Origin of the sequence: Roseomonas acroporae (genome assembly GCF_023223525.1) — a bacterium.
Lineage (GTDB): Bacteria > Pseudomonadota > Alphaproteobacteria > Acetobacterales > Acetobacteraceae > Roseomonas_E > Roseomonas_E acroporae.
Genome location: NZ_JALPRX010000029.1, coordinates 1 through 21,326 on the forward strand (window position 1 = coordinate 1; position 21,326 = coordinate 21,326).

The following is a 21,326-nucleotide window of genomic DNA, read 5'->3' on the forward strand; positions in this document are numbered from 1 at the left end:
TTCTCCGTGGCGAAACCGTCCAGTTCCGGATGTCGCTTGATAGCACGGGCACCGGCCAGCCGCTCGCTGGCGTTGGTGGCGAGACCTTCGACGGTGTGCCCTTCGGACAGGCCCCTTTCGAGGTTGTCCATGACGTTGCGGCGGACCGCCAGTTCCCGGGCAGCGGCCTCGATTTCACCTCGGGCTGCCTCGGGGAGACCCTGGGCGGCCGTGCCGCGCACCGCGCGGTAGATGCGGGCGGCGGAGCGGGCCAGCGGCGTGAGAACGGTATCCGCGACCACGCCCAGCCCGGCACCCTCGGCCATCGACTTGATGCGCCGCTCTATCCCGCTGTCATCCGCAGCGGTCGCCAGGATGGACGGGATGGGCACCCCGGCTTCCCGGAGGACGGCGGAGAGGTTGTCGTCGTGCGTGTCGGTCAGGGCGAAGTCGAGCGGGGCACCCACGGCGGCACCGCGCAGCACCGTGCCGAGGAGCGAGGTGGCCCGGGAAGCGTACTGGAAGGCCCCACCGGCGCCGAGGAGTGCAGCACCGCCGAGGAAGGAGCCGACCTCCTGTACGATCTCGCCGGTGCCGGTGCTGGGTTCCAGGGCGCGGGTGTTCAGGACTTGGTCCACCGCATCGGGGACACGCTGCGCGCGGCGGTTCGGGTTCGTCAGGCCGATGGCATCGGTGGCCTGGGTGATGGCCCCGTTGATGCCCTGCTCAAGATCATTGACGGCCGACAGGGCACGCCGGGGGATTTCGAGGGGCAGCGTGGCGAGCGCGAAGGCGCCATCGCGGAGGTGGTCGAAGAAGCCCCGGCGCTGCGGCTGGTTCGGGGAAGGCTGCTGCGGCCAGCCATCGGGGCCAAGGCCCTCGGCTTCCTCTTGCTCGATAAGCTGGAGGAGCATCTGCCGGCGGCGGTTCAGGAGTTCCGAGTTGGGGTCTTCGTTGGAGAGCGCGGAGACGGTGGTGGGTTCGAGGTTGTCGGTCATCGGGTTCCTTCGAGGAGGAGCATGCGCGCACGCACAGGCACCCGCGTGCCCATCGGGGGAACGGCGGGGGACCTGCGGTGCAGCGGTGGATTGGTTGCTGGTGACGCGCTGCGCGTGAGCAGCCGTAGCGCACAGGGTGACGAAAAGCCGTGTCGGCGCATGGGCTTCTGGCCCGCGCTGTCCACTGCTCTGGTGCAGTGGAACAGGATTAGAGGTAAGCGCCTGTTCCGATTGCGCTTTCCGGGACCACTAGAAGTCCTCGTTGATCTCGAAGGGGGCCGCCCGTTCCACCTCCTCCAGAGCCCCCCGCAGGGCCACCACGAGCTTCCCCCGCTGGTGCCTACAGTCCACCCCGCGTGCCGCCGCGACGGCCTGGGCGATGCACTCGGCGGCGGTATCGTGGAAGCTCGGCAGGCGCGACCGCACATCCGGTGCCATGCCGCCCCCATCGCCTCCCGCGTACTGCCGGGCCACCTGCGGGAAATCCTTCCGGAGCCAGCGGAGGATCGTGGTGTGCCCGACAAGTCCGAACCGCTGGGCCACCTCCCGGAGCGTTCGAAGGTGCCCCCGGTGATCCTTGAGGTTCCCCGCGCGGACGAAGGCGCGGAACGCCTCCTGCTTCTCCTTCGGCTTCAGCGGCAGCCCGTGGCGCATGTTCGCCTCGGCGGCGATCCATCGCGCCTCCTTCGTGGTGGTCGCGACCACCTCGGCCTCCACCATGAGGATGCCGCGCTCGCGGTAGGCCGAGACCCGATGGAAGCCGTCGAGGAGGACAAGGGCGCCGGCGATGCACCCGACCTTCAGCGGCGGCATCTCGCCATCGGCGCGGAGGACGCCGACATACCGGGCCACCGTCGCCTCATCCAACGCGCTGCGGATTTGGTAGGCGGGATCAACGAGAATGTCCGCCAGCGCCAGCGTGCGGGTCTCCGTGGGCACCGAAGGCGCACCCTGGGCGGCACCACCGGCCATCACGCGGCCTCCTTCACGCCCGCCTCAAGCTCCCCCAGCGCCCCCACGAGTTCCGCCTTGACCTTGTCCTGCCGGGCTTCCTCGGCGTCCTCCATGCGCGCCAGGGTGGTCCCGACCATGCCCAGGCTGACGGAGAGCACGCGGCCCATCTCGACCATCACCCGCTTGTTCGGGTCGCGGTAGCCACGGCGCGTCCGCCGCGCCTTGTGGTCCCACCATTCATAGGCGTTCACGTCCCGCAGGCGCCGGACCACCCGGGCCATCTGGACGAAGAAGGCATCGTCCGACTTGAAGCGTCCCGGCTCCCGGCGCTCCATCAGGATCACGGCGGCGACCAGGCGCCACACCTCCCGGGGCTTGGCGACGCGGGCGAGCTTGTCGATTTCCTCGGCGCAGAGGCGCTGGATGCCCGACATGGGCTGCCCTCTGTTCCACGCCGCGAGGTCGGTGGCGGCAGCGTCGGCCAGGGCACGAAAGCGTTCATCGGCGGCATCCCACGCGCGCGCCTCGGGGGTCACCTTCAGGCGCCTGTCGGTGATCTTGAGGTACGGCGCGAGTTCCTTGAGGTTCACCTGCCGCTGCTCGGCGTGGCCGTGGCGGCGTTCGTGGGAGCGATGCTTGTTGCAGTAGATGCTCCAGGCACGGGAAGCCCGGCGACCGCCGCCGACAGGGCGCGCGCAACCGGGCACGGCGCAGAGGTGCGACATGCGAGGGTAGTCCTTCGATTGTGTGGAGAGGGAGGTGGTGTCGAGGGGACGCCAAGGGAGCGCCCAGGGTGCCCCGGAGGATTACGTTTCCGGGTGGCGCGTGCTCGCCGTGGGAGCGTTCTACGCGCTCGCCGGTACTGCCCCAGCGGCCGGAGCCGGAAGCCGCTCAGCAGTGGCCGCACGGGCAACAGCGTTGGGATGCGGCTGATGGCGGGACAGGCTGAAGCCTCGCCGCTCGTCTTCTTTCAGGATGAACCGCGTTGCCCGTTCGATGCTGCGGATGACGAGACGGAGCGTGCCATCCTCGCCGCGCACCTCGGCGGCCCCGGAGTAACCCAAGGCGACCATCTCGCGGAGCAAGCGGCGCAGCGCGTCGGAGCGGTGGGTGACGGAGAGGATGCGGTCGCCGTGCGCGAAGCGGCACACGTCGCCGCCCGCGCCATGCTTGATGGCGCTGGTGGTGATCTGAAGGAGAACCATGGTGGTCCTTTGGTTGTCGGGGAGGTGCCACGTGGTGACAGTCGCGATGGTGGCGACGATGGCGACGCTGAAGGGATCACACCGCAGGGGTGGCGCATGCTCGCCGCCAGCGGCTTCCACGGGTGGCCGGTGGTGCCCTACCGGGGACCTGCGGCGTTGGCTTCCAGCCTCAGCGGGCAGAGGCGCATGGAGAGATTGGCGGGGCAGGTGTTCCGGGGCTTCAGCACCCACCCCCGCGCCCGCACGCGCACGAAAATCCGTGCGGCGACCATCAGCCCCGGCGATGCCGGGCTAGTTCACGGTTTCGGCTTGCGCGGGGTGCGCTTGCGCTTGGAGTAGTCACGCTCCTCGTGGATGCCGGCTTGGAGGAGGAGCATCCGCCCTTCCTCCGTCTCCCGCAGTTCCGCGATGGAGGGCGCCTTCTGGTTCAGCCACGGGAAGCGTTCGTGGAACCTGACCTTGCCAGCCTCGGTCAGCAGGGCGCCGAAGGTCGGATGGATCGTGAAGTCCGCGCCTTCGGTGAGACCGGCATTCTCGTACACTTCCAGCATGGCTTGGTCGGGATCGTCATTGCCGGGCCACGCGATGCCGAGATGATGGCGCAGCATGGGCGCCTTGGGTGTCTTCATGGGGGACCTTGGGGATGTTGGGGTGGCAGCAGGCCAGGGCGGGGCAGCCGGCGACAGCGCGGGCGTGCCTCTGCGTAGGTAGGGGGTAATCGCCCCCGTTCTTCGCTGATCTGCGAAAAAGGGTTGCTCGGCTCCCGGCGGATGCAGCGGCCCGGAAACGAAGAAGCCCTCCCGGGGTGAACCGGAAGGGCCTCGGAGGTCGCTGCTGTGCGTAGGTGCGGGGTATTCGGCGGACTTATCGCTAAACCCGAAACGATAAGGAAAACTGATGGTGAGCCTGAACCCGGCAGCCGACTTACGGCTGCTGCATCGCCGCCTGGGCCATGAACGTCTGCGCCTCGCGCAGCATCCTCACGGCGAACACCTCATGCGCCTTTCCGTCGCCAAGCTTTCCCCTCCCGCTTTCGATCATGGCCTCCATCTCCACCATGCCGGCGGCGGTGGCGAGCTTCAGACGCATCCCGGCCGCCGTCCGCGCGGGGGTCGCTTCGATGGCCTTGAGGGTGCGATCCCACTCCGCCATGGCATCCCCTAGGTCCCTGTCATCGAAAGTCCCCGGGTAGTTGTCGGTGCCCTCTATGGTGGTCCGGAGTTCGTTGGCGCGGCGGCAGAGGGCGCACAGGGCGGCATCGGGGCCAGGACCGTAGTCGGTCGCGGCGGCAGGATGCGCAACCTTGGCGGTCATGGCAGACTTCGCGATAGCCTTGGGCATCGGGTTCTTCCGTTGCTCGGGGTCAGGCCGGGTGGCGGTGTTGGTAGCACCTCACTCGGCCGCCAACCGCTGGTTGTTGGCCTCCCGATAATACTCAACCAGATAACGGACGGAAGATAAAAACGACAAGCGCGCTGAGAATGTTTGCTCCTGTATCGGAGCGATATACTTGGAACCAATATAGTATTTCTCTATTACTGATTTGATCCAACCGGCGCAAGAGCACTATGTCGCCCCTCGGTTTTTGGGGTTCAGCACATGGTCAGCGCCACCTTGCCTATCTGTCCTTCATCTGGCCCCCGGGGCTGGTCCCGCATCTACGTGGAGCCATCCGTGGGGGAGCTTATGGTGGCGCTGCGGGCCACCGATGGATTGGTCTCCGTCCGCCAGGGCGCGCTCCCCGGTCAGTGGCATGTCGTCCTGGGCGGCATCGAAGTCATGTGGCTGCCTGCGGTCACGCCGCCGATGCCTCCGTTGCCAGCCATGGAGCCAATACCGGCGGAGGTGCCGGCGGCGATCCCGGAGAGCCCGGAGACGATGACCCACACGCACGGTGCCTCGAAGAACTATGAGGTGGGCGCCCCGGTAATCTTCCAAACATCGGGACGCATGGGCCATTCCCCGGAGCGCAAGGGGACCTTCGTGCGCCTCTACGACACCCCGAAGGGCCTCTATGTGCTGGTCAAAGGGGATGACGGCCAGGAGCGCAGGGTGCGCCCGGCGTTGGTCAGGCAGGCGGGATAGCGGCCATGGATGACGAACCGGAAGACGACGAACTCTGTGTCGAGTACGAGACGGAGCAGTACGAGAGCACCACGGCCATCCTGGCGACCACCGCCGACTTCTTCCGGGTCACCGTCAACTTCCTGCATGCCGCAGAGGATGTGGCCGCGATGGTGCGTGCCAGCGCCGAGGAGAACGAGGGCCAGCGCGTTGCCTGCAAGGCCGGCTGTTCATGGTGCTGCCATCAGCCGGTTGAGGTCTCGGCAGGGGAGGTTCTGGTGGTCGCGCTCGCCACCCTGGCGCTTGAAGATGCCGGCATGGAAGCATTCTGGGACCGCGTGGCTGACCACGAGAACCGCTTGGCGTGCCCGGCACTCGGGCCAGACGGCCGGTGCTCCATCTACCCGGTACGGCCGGCGATGTGCCGTGCTGCTGATTCGTTCGACGCGGGTATCTGCAAGGCGGCTTTGAGTGATCCCAAGGTGCCCGGGAGGTTCAGCGAGGCCAGCGAGCTTGTCGCCTGCCGTGGCGCCGGCCATATCCTGGCGCTCGAAGATCGTGGGTTCGACAGCCGCATCTACGTCCTGGCCCCGACATTGGCAGCGGTGGGGAAGATGGGCCTACCGGAAGCGGAGAGGAGATGGCGAGCGGGCCAGCCCCTCCTACCGGATTAGCGGCGCTCGGTTCGGCCCGGCCACCACGCGCACCGTGCCGACCTCCGAGATGACTTCGAGGGGCGAGGTGGGCGCTATCATGGCAGCCTTCGCGCGCCTCTCGCACTCGATGAAGTACTGCCGGGCGCGCTTGCCGGCGTCGTTGCGCTCCACCATGGCAAGCTCTTTCGCCATGTCGAGGGTCAGGTGGTACTCGGAAGTGGTCTGCGCACGCGCCTTTGCGCTTCCCGGTTCCGGGAGGCTCACCCCGGCGGCAGTCGTGAAGTCCACGCCGGCGACGAAGCCGTACTGCGCGATCCGGTCTTGTATCCACGTCGTGAACCGCTTGCCGACGCCCAGGAAGCCATGAAGCTCCCTGGCGTTCACCGTCTTGACGGCTTCGCCGGCGATGGTGGCGGGGCGGATGGGGATGGTAGGTGGCGGGGGCCTGGGCTGCCCTATGCCGCCTCCTGCCCGCCCAGGATGCGGTACACGCTGGCCCGACCGATCCCCAGGCGGGCGGCAATCTCCGTCGCCCCCAAGCCCTGGGCCTTCAGGGCGCGCACCTCATCCCCCTGGATGGTCGCCGGGCGCCCCTTATAGACCCCCGCCGCCTTCGCTTTGGCGATGCCCTCCATCTGCCGCTCCCGCCGCAGGTTCGTCTCGAACTCCGCGAACACGCCCAGCATGTCGAGGAAGGCTTTGCCGGCGGCGGTGCTGGTGTCGATGGGCTGCTCCGTGGCGCGCAGGGCAACCCCCTTGGCCTTCAGGGCGCGCACAATGTCCTGCAAGTCCCCGATGGATCGGGCCAGCCGGTCGATGCGGGTGACCATCAGCACGTCGCCTTTCCGGAGGAAGGCCATCAGCGTCTCAAGCTCGGTGCGGCCCTCGCGGCTGGTGCCCGACCGCTTCTCTTCCCGGATGCACTCGCACCCGGCGGCGCGTAGGGCCTCCACCTGAATGCCGGCGTCTTGGTCTTCGGTGGATACCCGCGCGTAGCCATAGGCTGCCATGGTCCACTCCGTCTCGTTTGGGTCTAGACCTTCAACCGATACCGTCTCGGAATGCTGAAAGCAACCCAAATGAGGCGCCGCTGGTGTCTCGTAGCGTTGTACTGTTGGGGTATACCCAAACGAGATGCGGCGGGCATGGCCTGCTCTCGCACCATCGACCCCCGCCACTGCCAGTATGCGGATGCTGTCCGCCGTGCCGGGCGTGGCGCTGGCATCTTCGCCCAGGCACCACGCTTCCCCGTCACCGCCATCTCCTGCGGGTCACCCGGGGACGCACCCGCCACGCCGCCCACACGCCACCGGACGGGGCGCACAAGGACGCCCCCTGGTGCCCTGTGGGTGCGTCTGGGGGGCACGGGGGGATAGCGCGCCGGCCGCTTCCCGTAATCCCCGTCAGGCATATGCGTGGTAAAACTTCAGGAGCAAATCAACCTGTGGTGGCGATCCATGCTCAAGTGGCCCTCGGTTCTCCTCGGCGTCGCCTTAGGGGCGCTTGTGGCGCATCTGGGGGCACCTTTGGTTCGCGCGTCGGACAGCACATTCGCTGTCTCCCCCACTTACCAACTTGTCGTCAGCCAAGCCGGAATGCTCACACGGATCGAAACGCGCACTGGCCGGATAGAAGCCTGCGTCCCTGAAGTAACTGACTGGTGGCAGATCGTATGCGGCGCGGATGCAGGACACGCAATGCGCCGCCGCGAAATGCTACGCCAGTTGGACGAACAAGAGGCCGTAGAGCGCAGGCGGGCCGCCGAGTAACCGGATGATAGCCCGAGGCCACCTTCTCCTCCCCCATGACATACGCCCCATCCTTGCGAATCATCTGGCCGGTCGCGGGGAAGGTGAAGGTGGATGGGTTCGCACGGGCTAGTTGTTGTGTCACGCCGAGCCAGCGAATCGGGCCACGTAGGCCCAACGTGGTTCGCAGCGCCCTTTACTCGACAAAATTCGCTATGCCCCTTGATTTCAATCCTTTACGCACCAGCGTTCGCCTAAAGGCCCATAATGTTCATTATGCGTTCTATTTCGCGAGCTAAACCCGTGAACACAGAAAGAACAAACATCAAGTAGGGTCTAACAACCATTATGGGGCCTGTAGGCGGGTTTCACCTATTTGGCGGTATCGGACACCTTTTTTGGCGCTCAGGCCCCCAGGAGACCGCCAATCGGCTTGACCGGCGCAAATCTGGTCTGCATGTTGCCCATGGTGTCGCCGCCATTTCTTCTCTGGCCACTCCGATCCTTGCCTCGAACGCGCTCTTTGCGCCGGGGCGCGTGGGGCGCTTCGGAGCGGTGGACTCAGTTCCACCAAAGGCACGGAGAATACTGTGGCAGGGCCGAAGGTGGTGCATGTAAATGCATACACGCGGTTTCGGTTGGGCCGCCATGAGCGTGTGCGCGCTCATTGGCGGTCCCTCCCGAAGCAGTACGAGCTACCGTTCTAGCGGGCGGGTAGCGCGACGGGTGGCGGCGACACCACCTATCACATCCAGTGTGATTCTTGGCCGCTAATGTGTCAACCTGACTTGGACAATTTAAGGCGCTGAGAGGTCACTCTGGCTGTCCGACTGCCTCCTTATGTGTGGCAACCTCACCGCCTCCACGCACGCTCTCAACGCGGCCTCCCGGTCGCCCCCAAAGTACGCCCCGAGGGTCATCCCCTGCATCGCGTGGCCCACCACCTGCTCCACCACATGCGGCTGCTGCCCAGCTTGCAGTGCCGCCGTGATGAACCAGCGGCGCCATGAGTGGAAGTTGACCCGCGACCGGCGTCGGCCCTCCTCCTTCTCGTCCACACCAAGGCCCTCCCGGTAGGTCTTGAACCGCTTCCCGATGGGGTCGGTGCGGTCGTTCACCTTCCCCTTCGTGCCCAACTCGTGGAACAGGAAGTCCGCCGCCTCCTTCTCCTTCAGCCGCCGCGCGACGATGGCAGCAAGCTCCGGGTGGATCGGCACGACACGTTCGCCGGCCTTGGATTTCGCCTTGGGGATCGCGAAGACACCCTTCTGGCAGTCTTTCACGGTCAACCTGCCGATCTCCTCCCGGCGCATCCCGGAGAGGGCGGCGACCAGCATGAACTCCTTCAGCACGGGTTCCGCCGGGCCAGTGAGGAGGGTGACCACCTCGGCATCCGTATAGGGGCGCTCGTCTTCGACCCCGAGGGCGCTGCGGGATTCCTTGCGGGGTGCCTGCTTCTCCCAGGGGTTCGGCCCTTCGGTCACCCCGCGCCGGATCATCCATGCCCAATAGCTGGATAGCTGCGACACGATGGAGGTGACACGAACGGTGGCGCGCCCGGAGGAGAGGAGGTGCTGGGTCACGAACCGGCCAGCCGCCTTGCGGGTGACCGCTTCGATGGTCGCCGGAAGGTGCTGCTTCCCCAGCCATTCCTTCAACTCTGCCACGGCCCGGCGTCGGTCCAGCTTCGTGCGCGGCGGGTAGGCGCCTCGCCGCCCAGGCTCCGAAAGCCAATCCTCGGTGTGCATGTCGAGCGGCGTGGTGGCGCCGGTGGCGAGGTCCATGAACCCCTTCGCCTCGCGGAATGCTTCGTCTTCTAGCCGTCCTTCCCGCAGCGCCGCTTCCTCAATCGCCTGGGCGCGCTCGGCTACGTGGTCGCGGATAGCCTCCTCCTCGGTGGGGGCGGCCGTATCGTCCGCCGCGCCTGCCGTCTGCGCCCACCCGAAGCTCTCCCCGGAACGCGCCCGGGTCAGTTGCTCCCGGAGTTCCAGCGCCTCCGCTGCCCGGGGATCGGCCACCTTCTTCTGCGCCGCCTGAACCCGCTCATGGAGTTCCGCCAGCACCCGGGGAAGCCGGGCGCGGGCAACCTCGGTGTCCCGGGTGCCCAGGGTCTTCCGCAGCCGCTTGGTGCCGAGGGCCGCCCGGAGGGGGATCGGCACCTCCAGCACGGCATAGAGGCCCCGCCGACGCCGCTCAATCGAACCCGGTACGCGCCCCATGACCCCTCACGCCACCCCTCACGTTCCACCCCTCACACTATTGGTTTAAGTAGTTGATCTGCAAGGAGTTCAGTAGGTTAGGGCACCCTATGTGGAGCCTCCCCTCAGCTCCACCATCCGTATCGACATAGCGTAGTCTTTCCAAACAGTTAGTTGCCTTGTTGGCAAACCGAGTTGCAGCCGGGTTGCCAACGCTCGTTCACGGTTCGGCCGGCACCTTTCCGATCCGTGCGATCGCCGCCTCGGCCAGTCGGCCCTGTTCGGCGGCTTTCGTGTGCCGCTGCACCTCGGACAGCGTGGTGTGTCCGGTGACGGCGGCGATCTCGTGGACGCTGCATCCGGCCTCGGCCATGCCGTCCCCCTTCGGATGCCCGGGTTCCTTACCGAACCCTCCACCCCCAGGGGGGAAAGTCCACTTTCACGCCCGCCATGCCGGGCGTGGCAGCCCCAGATGCTCGCGCAGCGTCGTGCCCTCGTACTCGCGCCGGAACAGGCCGCGCCGCTGCAGGATCGGCACCACCTGCTCGACGAAGTCGTCGAAGGGGCCGGGGAACCAGGGCGGCATGACGTTGAAGCCGTCGGCCGCGCCGGCCTCGAACCATTCCTGCAGCCCGTCCGCGATCTGCTCCGGCGTGCCGACCAGCAGGCGGTGGCCCATGCTGGCCGCCACCACGTTGCGCAGCTGCCGCAGCGTCAGCCTCTCGCGCCGCGCCAGCGCCGTCAGCGTCTCCGCATGGCCGCGCATGACGCCCGAGGGCGGCAACTCCGGCACCGGCGCGTCGAGGTCGAAGCCGGAGAGGTCGTGGCCGAGGCGCTCGGCCAGCACCTGCAGTGCCACGACCGGGTCGGCGCATTCGCCGAGCTCGGCGAGCTTCGCCTTCGCCTCGGCCTCGGTGCCGCCGATGATGGCGCTGACGCCCGGCATGATCTTGATGTGGTCCGGCGAGCGGCCGAATTGCCGCGCGCGCCGCTTGAGGTCGGCGGAGAACTCCCTGGCCGCGCCGATGTCCTGGTGAACGGCGTAGACGATCTCCGCCACCTGCCCGGCGAGGTCGCGCCCCGCCTCGGAGGCGCCCGCCTGGATCATCACCGGATATCCCTGCGGCGGCCGCGACATGTTGAGCGGCCCCTTCACCCGGAAGTACTTCCCCTCGTGGTTCAGCGCGTGCATGCGCGCCGGGTCGATGAAGCGGCCGGCCCGCTTGTCGAGCTGCCAGATGCCGTCCTCGCAGCTGTCGAGCAGCCCCTTGACCACCTCGACGAATTCGGCGGCGATGGCGTAGCGCTCGTCATGCGCCGGGTGCTGGCCGCGGCTGAAGTTCAGCGCCGCGTCGGCGAAGGCGCCGGTGACGATGTTCCAGCCGCAGCGACCGCCGCTCATGTGGTCGATCGAGCCGAGGTAGCGCGCGAGGTTGTAGGGCTCGGTATAGGTGGTGGAGGCGGTGGCGGCGAGGCCGATGCGCTGCGTCGCCATCGCCAGCGCGGCCAGCAGCGTCAGCGGCTCCAGCCGCAGCACCATCGAGGGGTGCATGTCCGGGCGCGTGTTCACCGCGTCGGCCAGGAAGAGCAGGTCGAACTTGCCGCGCTCCGCCGTGCGGGCGATGCGCGCGATCATGGCGAGATCCTCGGAGGTGCCCGCCGCGTCCGGCATGCGCCAGCCGGCGATGTGGTGGCCGGCACCGAGGATGAAGACGCCGAGATGCATCTGGCGGGGCGCGGACGGGTCCAAGGGCTGCTCCTGAACGCAGGACGGAAGAGGCGGGGCGGGAGGGGCGGCGGCCGGTGGCGGGGCGGGCCGTGCCCGGGGATGGGGCCGGGCGTGGATGGCGCGGCCCGCAGGCCGCCGCGCCCGGTGCCGCCCGACGGCCGCATTCGAGGGCCGATGGGCCGCTCATGGCAATGGGAATTCTAGTTTGAATGAAATTTTCGCCGGGGGCGGCGAGTGAACATCCCTGATTTCGGTCGGTCGTCAGAAAGATATTGAGCCACACTCGATAGAGCGGTAGCGTCCCGGCCGGAGGGGAGGCCGGGCGGTAATGCCCGGTCCCGGCGCGGCACGGTCGCGCCAGCCAGACAGTGACGGGCGAACCGCCCCCGTCGGCAGCGGCGATGCAATCGCCGTGCCCGGGCGGTCGCCCCTGTCTCGGTCACGGCATCAGGCAGGCTTGCGGGCTGCCGCGCGGCGAGAGCCGGGCGGCGGACGGTCCGCGCGGGGGCGGGGTTCTGGCCGGATGTTGAGCAGGCGACGCACGCTGACGCGGCTGGCGGGAGGCATGGCGGGGCTCGCGGCCCCCCTGGCGGCCCCCCTGGCAGCCCCCTGGGCCACACGCTCCGCCCGCGCGCAGGGCTTCCCCGACCAGCCGGTGAAGATGATCATCGGCTTCCCGCCCGGCGGCACGGTGGACACGATCGGCCGGCTCATCGCGCCGCCGCTCTCGGCGCAGCTCGGCCAGCCGGTGGTGATCGACACCCGCCCCGGCGCCGCCGGGCTGGTCGCGATGGAGGGGCTGGCGCGCGCCCGGCCCGACGGGCACAGCATCGTCCTCGGCTCGGCCGGCGCGCTCGTCGTGATGCCGCACCTGCTGCCGGGCATGCCCTACGACCCGCTGCGCGACTTCGCGCCGGTCTCGCACGTCGTCTCGACGCCGCAGCTCCTCGTCGTCGGCAAGCACGTGCCGGCGGGCAGCGTGGCGGAGCTGGTGGCGCTGGCCAGGGCACGGCCGGGAAAGCTCACCTTCGGTTCCACCGGCCATGGCAGCACGCTGCACCTGGCGGGCGAGCTGTTCCGGCTGAAGGCCGGCATCGACCTGCTGCACGTGCCCTATCGCGGCGGCGCGCCGGCGGTGACGGCGCTGCTGGCGGGCGAGATCGACATGCTGCTGGTCGACATCCCGGTGGTGATGCCGCATGTGCGCACCGGCGAGTTCAGGCCGCTGGCCCTGGCCGCGGCGCGGCGGATCGACGCGCTGCCCGAGGTGCCGACCGTGGCCGAGGCGGGCGTCGAGGGCGTGGTGTGCGAGGGCTGGTACGGCGTCTTCGCCCCGGCCGGCACGCCGCCCGAGCGCGTCGCCGTGCTGCAGCGCGCGGTGGCGGCGACGCTGGCCGATGCCGGGACGCGGCAGGCGCTGGCGGCGCTGGGCGGCGTGCCGCGCAGCAGCACGCCGCCGCAGCTCATGGAACACGTGCGCGACGAGCACGCGCGCTGGGGCGAGGTCGTCCGCGCCGCCCAGGTGCGCCTGAATTGAGCCGGCCGGTGACGCAGCCCGCCGCGCGCCCCGCAGCAGAGGAGCCCGGCATGACCGGCAGCCGCCTTGCCACCCCCGCCCTGCCATCGCCTCGCCTCGCGCGGCGCACCCTGCTCGCGGGTGGCGGCGCCGCGCTGACGATCGGGCTGGCGGCGCCCGCCACGGCGCAGGGCGGCAGCCTCGTCTCCACCGTGTTCGGCGGCGTCTACGAGCGCGAGTACCGCAAGGCGATCGTCGAGCCCTTCGAGCGCGAGACCGGCATCCGCACCCAGCTCAAGCTCGGCTCCTCGGCGGAGTGGCTGACCAGCTCGCTGGTGAACCGCCGCAACCCCGAGATCGACCTGCTGCTGCTCCCCTACCCCGACAACATCCGCGCCGTGCTGGAGAATGTCGGGCTGCCGCTGAGCGCGGCCGAGATCCCGAACATCGCCGAGGTGGCGCCGGTCTGGCTGGAGCAGTGGCGCGGGCAGGCGGTCGGGCTCGACTACGTCTCCTACGGCATCGCCTATCGCGAGGACCTGGTGCCGAAGCCGATCACCTCCTGGAAGGACCTCTGGGACCCGGCCCTGCGCGGCAAGGTCACGCTGCCCAACATCGGCGTGTTCGGCTCCTGGGAGATGATCGTGCTGGCCGCCCGCCTGCACGGCGGCAGCGAGGAGAACCTCGCCCCCGCCTTCCCGGCGCTGAAGGCGCTGCGTGGCAGCGTCCGCCAGTTCTTCCGCGGCGGCACCGACATCACCAACATGCTCTCCTCGGGCGAGGCGGCGGTGGTCGGCATGACGACGCACATCCCGCCCTACGCGCTGATCGACGCCGGCAAGCCGGTGCGGTACGTGATCCCGGAGGAGGGCGGCATGGTGGGCGCCGTCTCCTACCACATCGCCCGCAACAGCCGGAACGCCGAGCTGTGCAAGCGATTCATCAACTTCGCCCTCTCGCGCCCGGTGCAGGAGGCGGTGTGCAACGGCCTCGTCGCCGGTCCGACCAACACGAAGGCGGTGATCGCCGAGCGCACGCGCGAGCGGGTGCCGACGCTGGACCGGCTGCAATTGTTCGACTGGTTCAAGGTGGTGCCGCAGATGCCGGCGCTGACCGAACGCTGGAACCGCGAGGTGGCGTTCTGAGCCCGCCCGCCGATCCGGCGCGCGCCGCGCTGATCGCGGCGGCGATGCCGGCGGCGGCCGTGGCGGCCGGCGTGTTCCGCGTCGTTGCCGTGACGGCGGAGGGCCGCGCGGGGCCCGGCCGCGTGGGACTGGACTGGGGCGCCGAGACGCTGGCGCCGGACGCGGTGGCGATCCGGGGCGATGCGGCGGGGGCCTTCCTCTGCGCCCGCATCGACCTGCCGCTGCGCTCGAACGGCATCGCGGCGGTGGTGCTGGCCCCCGACCTGTCGGCGGAATTCCGCGCCAACGTGGCCACGCAACTGCGCCTGCTCGGCTACGCGGTGGCCTTGCCGCCCGACGCGGCGGCGCTCGACGCCATCCTCGCCGGCTGGCGCGCGGCGGGCGACGGGCCGCGCGGCTGGCACGCCCCGGTGAAGACGGCGGCGCTGCTGCCCGACCTCGCCGCGCGCGTGGCGCCCTCGCACACCGCGCTGGTGCTGATCGACGTGCAGAACGATTTCTGCCACCGCGACGGCGCCGTCGGGCGCGGCGGCGAGGGCATCGCGCTGCTGGAGGAGACGGTGCCGCGCCTGCGCGCCCTGCTCGGCGCGGCGCGCGCGGCCGGCGCGATGGTGGTGCATGTGCGCGCCGAGTACGGCCCCACCTTCCGCCATGTCGGCTCGCCCTTCCGCTTCCCGGTGCGGGGCCGGCGCGAGCCGGCGGTGTGGACCGCCTCGGCCGCCGAGCCCGGCGCCGGCGACGGCTTCGCGCCGGACGCGGTGGAGGTATGCCTCGCCGGCAGTTGGGGCGCTGAATTCGTCGAGGGCATGGCGCCGGTCGCGGGCGAGGCGGTGATCACGAAGCATCGCTACAGCGCCTTCCGCGACACCGGGCTCGACGTGCTGCTGCGCGCCAACGGCATCCGCACCGTGGTGATGGGCGGCGTGACCACCAATTGCTGCGTCGAGTCCACGGTGCGCGAGGCGGCAATGCGCGACCTCTACACGGTGGTCGTCTCGGATTGCGTGGCGCTCAAGGACCGGCTGGCCGACCTGCACCGGGCGTCGCTGGAGGAGATGAGTCTCTACTTTGCCAATGTGCGGCCGCTGACGGCGCTGCGGGCGGCCTGGGGGCTCCCGGCGCCCCGCGCGGACGGGGAATTCGCGGCGCCCGGCACCGATGCGGATGCCGCTGCGCTCCGCGCCGATGCGGCTCCCGCGGCGCTCCGCGCGGATGGGAGGCAGGCATGACCGTGGCCGCCGCCGGCAGCCTGCCGGGCGAGGCCGTGCCCGTGGCGAAGGGCCGCCCGGCGCTGGCCGCCGCCCTGCGGCACCCGGCCGCCCTGCTGCTGCTGCCCGCCTGCGTGGCCGTCGCGGCCGGGCTGCTGCTGCCCATCCTCTACCTGCTGGCGCTCAGCCTGAACCCGCCGGTCACCGGCGAGGTGGCCCTGGCCGGCGAGCTGACGCTGCGCAACTACGCGCGCCTGCTCGACTGGTTCTACTTCTCGGTGCTGCTGCGCACGCTCTGGGTCTCGGCCGTCACCACGGCGATCAGCACCGTGCTGGGGGTGGCGGTGGCGCATTCGCTCTGGCGCACGCCGCCGCACCGGCGCGGGCTGCTCGTCGTGGTGGTGCTGGCGCCGCTGCTGGTCAGCATCGTCGCCCGCACCTTCGGCTGGATGCTGCTGCTCGGCGACCAGGGGCTGGTCAACGCGGTGCTGCTGCGCCTCGGGCTGGTCGAGGCGCCGCTGCACCTGATGTTCACCCAGGGTGCGGTGATCGTCGGCCTCGTCCATGTCTTCCTGCCCTTCATGGTGCTCTCGGTGCTCGCCGCCTACGACCGCATCGACCCGGCCATCCCGGAGGCGGCGGGCACGCTCGGCGCCGGCCCCTTCACCGTGTTCCGCGAGACCATCCTGCCGCTGCTCAACCCCGGCATCGCCGCCGGCGTGACCATCGTGTTCAGCCTCGCCATGTCCTCCTACGTCACGCCGGCGCTGATGGGCGGCAGCGGCGCGGGGGTGCTGACCACGCTGATCTACCAGCAGCTCGTCGTCACCTACGACTGGCACTTCGCCGCCGCGCTGGTGGCGGTGCTGCTGGCCAGCACGCTGCTGCTGCTGGGCGCCGTGCTGTACCACAACGCGCGGCGCACGCGGGCCTGGATGACGCGGCCGGGGAGCGCGCCACGATGATCCGGATGCTGCAGCGCGGCGCCTTCCGCGCGCTGGTCGGCGCCACCTACCTGTTCCTGCTGGCGCCGCTCGCCTGCGTCGTGCTGGTCTCGTTCAACGGCGAGGCGGTGCAGAGCTTCCCGCCCGCCTCCTGGTCGCTGCGCTGGTACGCGCATGCCTGGGCGCAGGAGAGCTTCCGCGGCGGCCTGCTCGTCTCCACGCTGCTGGCCTGCGGCGCGGCGTTGATCGCGACGCCGCTCGCGGTGGCGGCGGCGCTCGGCCTGCACCGCAGCCGCTGGCGCGGCCGGCCGGCGCTGGAGGCGTTGCTGCTGGCGCCGCTCGTCGTGCCGGGGATCGTCATCGGCATCTCGCTGCTGATCGCGCTCGCGGCGCTGGACGTGCGCGAGGCGCCGCTGCGGCTGCTGATCGGCCACACCGTCGCCATCCTGCCCTACGGCGTGCGCACCGTTCTGGCCTCGCTGGCGCGGCTCGACCCGGCGCTGGACGAGGCGGCGGAGACGCTCGGCGCCGGCGGCTGGGCGCGCTTCCGGCACGTGACGCTGCCGCTGATCCGGCCGGGCATCCTGGCCGGGCTGGTGTTCGGGCTGATCCTCTCCTTCGACGACGTCTCGGTCTCGCTGTTCCTGGCCGATGCGCGCACCAACACCCTGCCGCTCGCCATCATGTCCTACCTCGAATACAGCTTCGACCCCTCGGTCGCGGCGATCTCCTCCATGCTCATCGCGGTCACGCTGGGCCTCGCCGTGCTGCTCGAGCGCGGCTTCGGGCTGAAGCGGCTGCTCGCCGGCTGAGGCAAACCCATGGCCCATCTCCAGCTCGACGGCATCGGCCGGCGCTACGGCCACTTCCAGGCCGTGGATTCCGTCTCGATCGAGGCCGGGCCGGGCGAGTTCCTGACCCTGCTCGGCCCCAGCGGCTGCGGCAAGACCACCACGCTGCGCATCGTCGCCGGCCTCGTCGAGCCGAGCACCGGCCGCGTGCTGCTGGACGGGCGGGACGTCACCCGGCTCGGCGCGGCGCAGCGCGGCATCGGCATGGTGTTCCAGAGCCTGGCGCTGTTCCCGCACATGACGGTGGCGCAGAACGTCGCCTTCGGCCTGCGCATGCGCCGCGTGGCGGCCGGCGAGGCGGCGGGGCGGGTGCGCCGCATGCTGGAGGTGGTGCGGCTCGGCCATCTGGCCGAACGCTACCCGAGCCAGCTTTCCGGCGGGCAGCAGCAGCGCGTGGCGCTGGCCCGCGCCCTGGTGATCGAGCCCAGCATCCTGATCCTGGACGAGCCCTTCGGCGCGCTCGACCGCAAGCTGCGCGAGGCGATGCAGGTGGAGCTGCGCCGCATCACGCGCGAGCTCGGCATCACCAGCCTGTTCGTCACCCACGACCAGGAGGAGGCGCTGCTGCTGAGCGACCTGATCGCGGTGATGAACGGCGGCCGCATCGAGCAGTGCGGCACGCCGCGCGAGGTGTTCGAGCGGCCGGCGACGCCCTTCGTGGCCGATTTCATGGGTGTGACCAACATCCTGGAGGGGCGCTTCGTCGCCGGGAACGAGGCCGGCCGGATCGCGGCGGCCGGGGCGCTGCTGCCGGCGCCGCCGGGCTGCGCGCTGCCGGACGGCGCCCCGGTGCGGCTCGGCATCCGCCCCGAGCGGATCGCGCTGCGCCCGGCGGCCGGTCCCGGCCCGGCCGAGGGGGCGCTGGCCGGCGAGGTGGTGGAGGCGATCTACCACGGCAGCAATTCCAGCTACCGCATCGCGCTGCCGTCGGGGGGCACGCTGACGGCGGTGCGGCCGAATGGCCAGGAAGAGGGTCAGGAGGCCCCGCTCTTCGCCGTCGGGCAGCCGGTGCTGGCGGCGTGGGAGGCCGGGGCGGCCACCCTGATCTGAGCCGGGCGCCGGTGCCGGCAAGACGGCCCGTGGACGGATCGGAGCCGGCTAGGACCTTCCGAGGCGCCGCTGCGCCGGGGCGCATCGCGGCCTCCATGGCATGGCGATCCGCTGTAGAACGGCCGGCAGGCGCACCGGCGAGACGACCGGCATGGCGTGACGGACAGGAGACCTCGGACGCGATGGCCGAAAAACGGGCGGGTGGTGGGCGGAACGCGGTGGTGGCGCGCGCCCGGCCGATGCGGCCACAGGGCCCGCCTGCCGGCGCAGCGGCGCTGGCCCCACGCCGGAAGGCCCCGGCGGTGACGGAAACCGACCGGCCGGCCGCGCCGGCGGCCACGGAAGCCGCGGCAGCGGAGACGGCGGCGGTGCTGGCCGGAATCGGGCAGCGCATCCGCGCGCTGCGCTTGGCCAGGGCGCTGACGCTTCAGGAGCTCGCCGAGCGGACCGCTCTCAGCGTGTCGATGCTGAGCCTGCTGGAGCGAGGCCGGACGGGGCCTTCCATCAGCACCCTGGTCGTCGTCGCCTCGGCGCTCGGCACCCAGATGGGGGAGCTGCTGGCGCCGCCGGCGGCGCGGGGCGAGGGGCCGGTGTCGCGGCGCGCGGATCAGCGCGTCTTCGTGGACGGCAACGGTGTCCGCCGGCGGGTCCTGAAGGACGACGACTCCCTCGGCATCGAGGTGTCGCTGATCGACTACGCGCCGGGCCCGTCCGGCGCCGACGACCAGATGACGCATGAGGGGCACGAATTCGGCGTCGTCCTGGCGGGCCGCATCGAGGTGATGCTGGGGTCGCGGACCTACACGCTGAACGAGGGAGACCTGATCTCCTATCGTTCCGACGAGCCGCACCGCGTGGTCAACACCGAGCCGGAGACGGCCAGGGCGCTCTGGCTGAACATCCGGAAGGGGCAGGAATGACGGCATTGCACGGGTCCGGAGTGCGGTGCAGCGATGGGCGGTGGAAAGCGACGGTATGATCGGGGGATCTGCCAGGACTCGCGCCAGGGATCGCCCGGCATCACGGTTTCGGGTGTGTGGCTGACCGGCATTGCCAGATTGGCGAGGCGTTTCCGAAACGGCCGACTGGGTCGGGCTCGCTGGACGACGTGCGGCCCCGCAACCTGCCTTGGCTATCGTTTCCCCGCCGGGGCCATCGGTCGCGCGGTTCACCGATCCGTCCATCAAACAATCATCAACGTCGATCAAACCATTGGTACCCTGTGGCCAGTATCCTGTGGCCAGTATCCTGGGGCCAGTATCCTGGGGCCGAGGTCGTTCGGACCTCGGCGCCAGGGCACGGGAGCCTTTTCCGGCCGAGCGGGTGCGGCCGGGCCGAGGATGCCCGAGGGCGAGGCGGGGCGACGGGTTCCGCGGAACCGGGAGACGGGAACGATGCACGACGAAACGCCGGCCGCGCGGCCGGTCGCAACGCTCGAGGTGGCGGTCGGGGCGCCGGTGATCGTCGGGCCCGGCCCGTCGGGCGAACGGCGGGTCATCCCGATCCTTGGCGGCACGGTGTCCGGGCCGCGCCTGCGGGGCGAGATCCTGGCCGGCGGGGCGGACTTCCAGCTCATCCGGCCGGACGGGGTGGCCGAGATCGAGGCGCGCTACACGCTGCGCCTCGCTGATGGCACGCTGGTCTACGTCGTGAACCGCGGGCTGCGCCATGCCGCGCCGGAGGACATGGCCCGGCTGCTGCGCGGCGAGCGGGTGCCGCCGGAGCGCGTCTACTTCCGCACCGCGCCGGTCTTCGAGACGGCCGCGCCGGCGCATGCGTGGCTCGGCCGCAGCCTGTTCCTCGGCTACGGGGAGCGGCGACCGGACAGCGTGGTGATCCGCGTCGTCGAGGTCTGACACGCACGGCGGGATCGTTCGACCCGTCTTCATGAATCGGGGGTCTCGAAGGGGACTTCGCCCCTTCGCGGGGGCCGGGGCAGCGCCCCGAGGCAGGCCCCGCCCGTCGCATCACTCGATCGCGCGGAAGCCGGTGCGCCGCACCACCTCGGCCCAGCGCGCCGTCTCGGCCCGGATCATGGCGCCGAACGCCTCCCGCCCCTGTGGCGCGGCGCGGAAGCCGGCCTCCTCCATCCTCCCCCGTGCCGCCGGCGCGGCGAGGGCGCGCAGCACCGCCGCCGACAGCGTGTCGAGCGTCGCGGGCGGCGTCGCGGCGGGGGCGACGAGGCCGAACCAGGCCTCGAAGGCCAGGGCGGGCTGGCCCAGCTCGGTGGTGGTCGGCACCTCGGGCAGCAGCGGCGAGCGGGCCGGTCCGGTGACGGCGAGGGCCTTCAGCCGGCCCGCCTTCACGTGCGGCGCGACCAGGGCGACGGTGCCGAACATGCCCTGCACGTTGCCGGTGAGGATCGCCGACATGGCATCGCCGGTGGCGCGGAAATGCACCGCCTCGACGGGGAAGCCGGCCTCGGCCGCCAGGATCGCGGCGCCGAAATGGCCGGGCGCGCCGGCGCCGAAGGTGCCGAGGAAGACCTGCTGCCGCTCCCGCGCCCAGGCGAGATACTCGGCCAGGGTGGCGGCGGGGGTGGAGGGCGGCACCACGAAGGCGAAGTCGGCGGCCGCGACCTCGGCGACCGGGGCGAAGTCGCGCGCGGGGTCGTAGGGCAGCCGGGCATAGGTGCTGGGGGCCATGGCGAGCTGCCCGACCTCGCCGAACAGCAGGGCGGCGCCGTCGGGCGCGGCGCGCGCCACCTCCTGCGCCGCGAGCGCCCCGGCGGCGCCGGGCCGGTTGTCCACCACCACGCCGGCCGGCAGCGCCTCGCGCAGCGCGTCGGCGAGGATGCGGCCCACCACGTCCGGGCCGCTGCCGGGCGGGAAGCCGAGGACGAGGCGGGTCGGGTGGTCCGGCACGGCGGCGCGGGCGGCGACCGGCAGGAGGGCGGTCGCGAGCAGGGCGCGGCGGGCGAGGCGCCGGGGCGGCCCGCCCGGGCGCCGCGGCGCCGAAGGCATCGCGGGCAGTAGCGGCGCGGGTGGCGGCATGGCGTTTCCTGTCCCTCGTGACGTCGGCCCGGCGAGCGGGCCGGAATCGCGTCGTTGCGCGGGACATAGCACCGTTCGCCGCCCTCTT

General features: G+C 70.7%; 22 protein-coding genes. 10 read left to right on the forward strand and 12 right to left on the reverse strand.

Annotation, left to right across the window (positions count from 1 at the left end; translation table 11 throughout):
- The 6 genes from M0638_RS07670 to M0638_RS07695 all read right to left on the reverse strand — a co-directional run.
- Positions 1-977, reverse strand: a 977-nt coding sequence (locus M0638_RS07670) for a DUF2067 domain-containing protein (RefSeq protein WP_248666380.1), incomplete at its 3' end; no start/stop codon positions are given.
- Between the two features lie 249 nt (positions 978-1,226).
- Positions 1,227-1,949 (reverse strand): hypothetical protein, encoded by a 723-nt coding sequence (locus M0638_RS07675; protein WP_248666381.1) that lies wholly within the window; start codon positions 1,947-1,949, stop codon positions 1,227-1,229.
- Complete coding sequence (locus M0638_RS07680) at positions 1,949-2,656, reverse strand: hypothetical protein (protein WP_248666382.1); 708 nt, start codon at positions 2,654-2,656, stop codon at positions 1,949-1,951. Before M0638_RS07680 ends, M0638_RS07675 begins: the two co-directional genes overlap by 1 nt.
- A 120-nt stretch (positions 2,657-2,776) precedes the next feature.
- Positions 2,777-3,136 carry a hypothetical protein gene (locus tag M0638_RS07685; RefSeq protein ID WP_248666383.1) on the reverse strand — a complete coding sequence of 120 codons (360 nt, stop codon included), beginning with the start codon at positions 3,134-3,136 and terminating at the stop codon, positions 2,777-2,779.
- 296 nt (positions 3,137-3,432) lie between these two features.
- Positions 3,433-3,765, reverse strand: a complete 333-nt coding sequence (locus tag M0638_RS07690) for a hypothetical protein (RefSeq protein ID WP_248666384.1) — start codon at positions 3,763-3,765, stop codon at positions 3,433-3,435.
- A gap of 295 nt (positions 3,766-4,060) precedes the next feature.
- Positions 4,061-4,477, reverse strand: a complete 417-nt coding sequence (locus M0638_RS07695) for a hypothetical protein (protein ID WP_248666385.1) — start codon at positions 4,475-4,477, stop codon at positions 4,061-4,063.
- Positions 4,478-4,825: 348 nt separating this feature from the next.
- Between M0638_RS07695 and M0638_RS07700 the strand changes: the two genes are divergently transcribed.
- Entirely contained in the window at positions 4,826-5,221 is a 396-nt protein-coding gene (locus tag M0638_RS07700) for a hypothetical protein (protein ID WP_248666386.1), read from the forward strand.
- A 5-nt stretch (positions 5,222-5,226) separates the two neighbouring features.
- A complete protein-coding gene (locus M0638_RS07705) occupies positions 5,227-5,874 on the forward strand; it encodes a YkgJ family cysteine cluster protein (protein ID WP_248666387.1) in 648 nt (215 codons plus the stop codon).
- On the opposite strand, the gene M0638_RS07710 is transcribed toward M0638_RS07705, so the two are convergent.
- The 5 genes from M0638_RS07710 to M0638_RS07730 all read right to left on the reverse strand — a co-directional run bounded on the left by M0638_RS07710 (position 5,863) and on the right by M0638_RS07730 (position 11,552).
- A complete protein-coding gene (locus M0638_RS07710) occupies positions 5,863-6,240 on the reverse strand; it encodes an antA/AntB antirepressor family protein (protein ID WP_248666388.1) in 378 nt (125 codons plus the stop codon). The two genes, M0638_RS07705 and M0638_RS07710, sit on opposite strands and share 12 nt — an antisense overlap.
- Positions 6,241-6,311: 71 nt before the next feature.
- The gene (locus M0638_RS07715; protein ID WP_248666389.1) at positions 6,312-6,866 is read right to left on the reverse strand and encodes a recombinase family protein; all 555 of its coding nucleotides are present in this window, start codon (positions 6,864-6,866) and stop codon (positions 6,312-6,314) included.
- A gap of 1,535 nt (positions 6,867-8,401) precedes the next feature.
- The gene (locus tag M0638_RS07720; RefSeq protein WP_248666390.1) at positions 8,402-9,823 is read right to left on the reverse strand and encodes a tyrosine-type recombinase/integrase; all 1,422 of its coding nucleotides are present in this window, start codon (positions 9,821-9,823) and stop codon (positions 8,402-8,404) included.
- Between the two features lie 199 nt (positions 9,824-10,022).
- Positions 10,023-10,175 carry a hypothetical protein gene (locus tag M0638_RS07725; protein ID WP_248666391.1) on the reverse strand — a complete coding sequence of 51 codons (153 nt, stop codon included), beginning with the start codon at positions 10,173-10,175 and terminating at the stop codon, positions 10,023-10,025.
- A 66-nt stretch (positions 10,176-10,241) separates the two neighbouring features.
- Positions 10,242-11,552, reverse strand: a complete 1,311-nt coding sequence (locus M0638_RS07730) for an LLM class flavin-dependent oxidoreductase (RefSeq protein ID WP_248666392.1) — start codon at positions 11,550-11,552, stop codon at positions 10,242-10,244.
- Between the two features lie 505 nt (positions 11,553-12,057).
- Between M0638_RS07730 and M0638_RS07735 the strand changes: the two genes are divergently transcribed.
- From M0638_RS07735 to M0638_RS07770, 8 genes are all read left to right on the forward strand, one after another.
- The gene (locus M0638_RS07735; RefSeq protein ID WP_248666393.1) at positions 12,058-13,068 is read left to right on the forward strand and encodes a Bug family tripartite tricarboxylate transporter substrate binding protein; all 1,011 of its coding nucleotides are present in this window, start codon (positions 12,058-12,060) and stop codon (positions 13,066-13,068) included.
- 50 nt (positions 13,069-13,118) lie between these two features.
- Positions 13,119-14,192 carry an ABC transporter substrate-binding protein gene (locus M0638_RS07740; RefSeq protein WP_248666394.1) on the forward strand — a complete coding sequence of 358 codons (1,074 nt, stop codon included), beginning with the start codon at positions 13,119-13,121 and terminating at the stop codon, positions 14,190-14,192.
- A 44-nt stretch (positions 14,193-14,236) separates the two neighbouring features.
- Complete coding sequence (locus tag M0638_RS07745) at positions 14,237-15,421, forward strand: cysteine hydrolase family protein (protein ID WP_248666395.1); 1,185 nt, start codon at positions 14,237-14,239, stop codon at positions 15,419-15,421.
- Positions 15,418-16,365: an ABC transporter permease gene (locus tag M0638_RS07750; protein WP_248666396.1), complete on the forward strand. Its 948-nt coding sequence runs from the start codon at positions 15,418-15,420 to the stop codon at positions 16,363-16,365. The genes M0638_RS07745 and M0638_RS07750 overlap by 4 nt, the downstream gene beginning before the upstream one ends.
- Complete coding sequence (locus M0638_RS07755) at positions 16,362-17,156, forward strand: ABC transporter permease (protein ID WP_248666397.1); 795 nt, start codon at positions 16,362-16,364, stop codon at positions 17,154-17,156. The genes M0638_RS07750 and M0638_RS07755 overlap by 4 nt, the downstream gene beginning before the upstream one ends.
- 9 nt (positions 17,157-17,165) lie before the next feature.
- On the forward strand, positions 17,166-18,245 hold the full coding sequence (locus tag M0638_RS07760; protein WP_248666398.1) for an ABC transporter ATP-binding protein: 1,080 nt from the start codon (positions 17,166-17,168) through the stop codon (positions 18,243-18,245).
- A gap of 302 nt (positions 18,246-18,547) precedes the next feature.
- Positions 18,548-19,165, forward strand: coding sequence for a helix-turn-helix domain-containing protein (locus M0638_RS07765; RefSeq protein WP_248666399.1), 618 nt, complete (start codon positions 18,548-18,550; stop codon positions 19,163-19,165).
- A gap of 474 nt (positions 19,166-19,639) precedes the next feature.
- A complete protein-coding gene (locus M0638_RS07770; protein ID WP_248666400.1) occupies positions 19,640-20,101 on the forward strand; it encodes a DUF3237 domain-containing protein in 462 nt (153 codons plus the stop codon).
- Between the two features lie 111 nt (positions 20,102-20,212).
- Here M0638_RS07770 and M0638_RS07775 read toward each other — a convergent pair whose 3' ends face one another.
- Positions 20,213-21,238 (reverse strand): Bug family tripartite tricarboxylate transporter substrate binding protein, encoded by a 1,026-nt coding sequence (locus M0638_RS07775; protein WP_248666401.1) that lies wholly within the window; start codon positions 21,236-21,238, stop codon positions 20,213-20,215.
- Positions 21,239-21,326 lie beyond the last annotated feature (88 nt).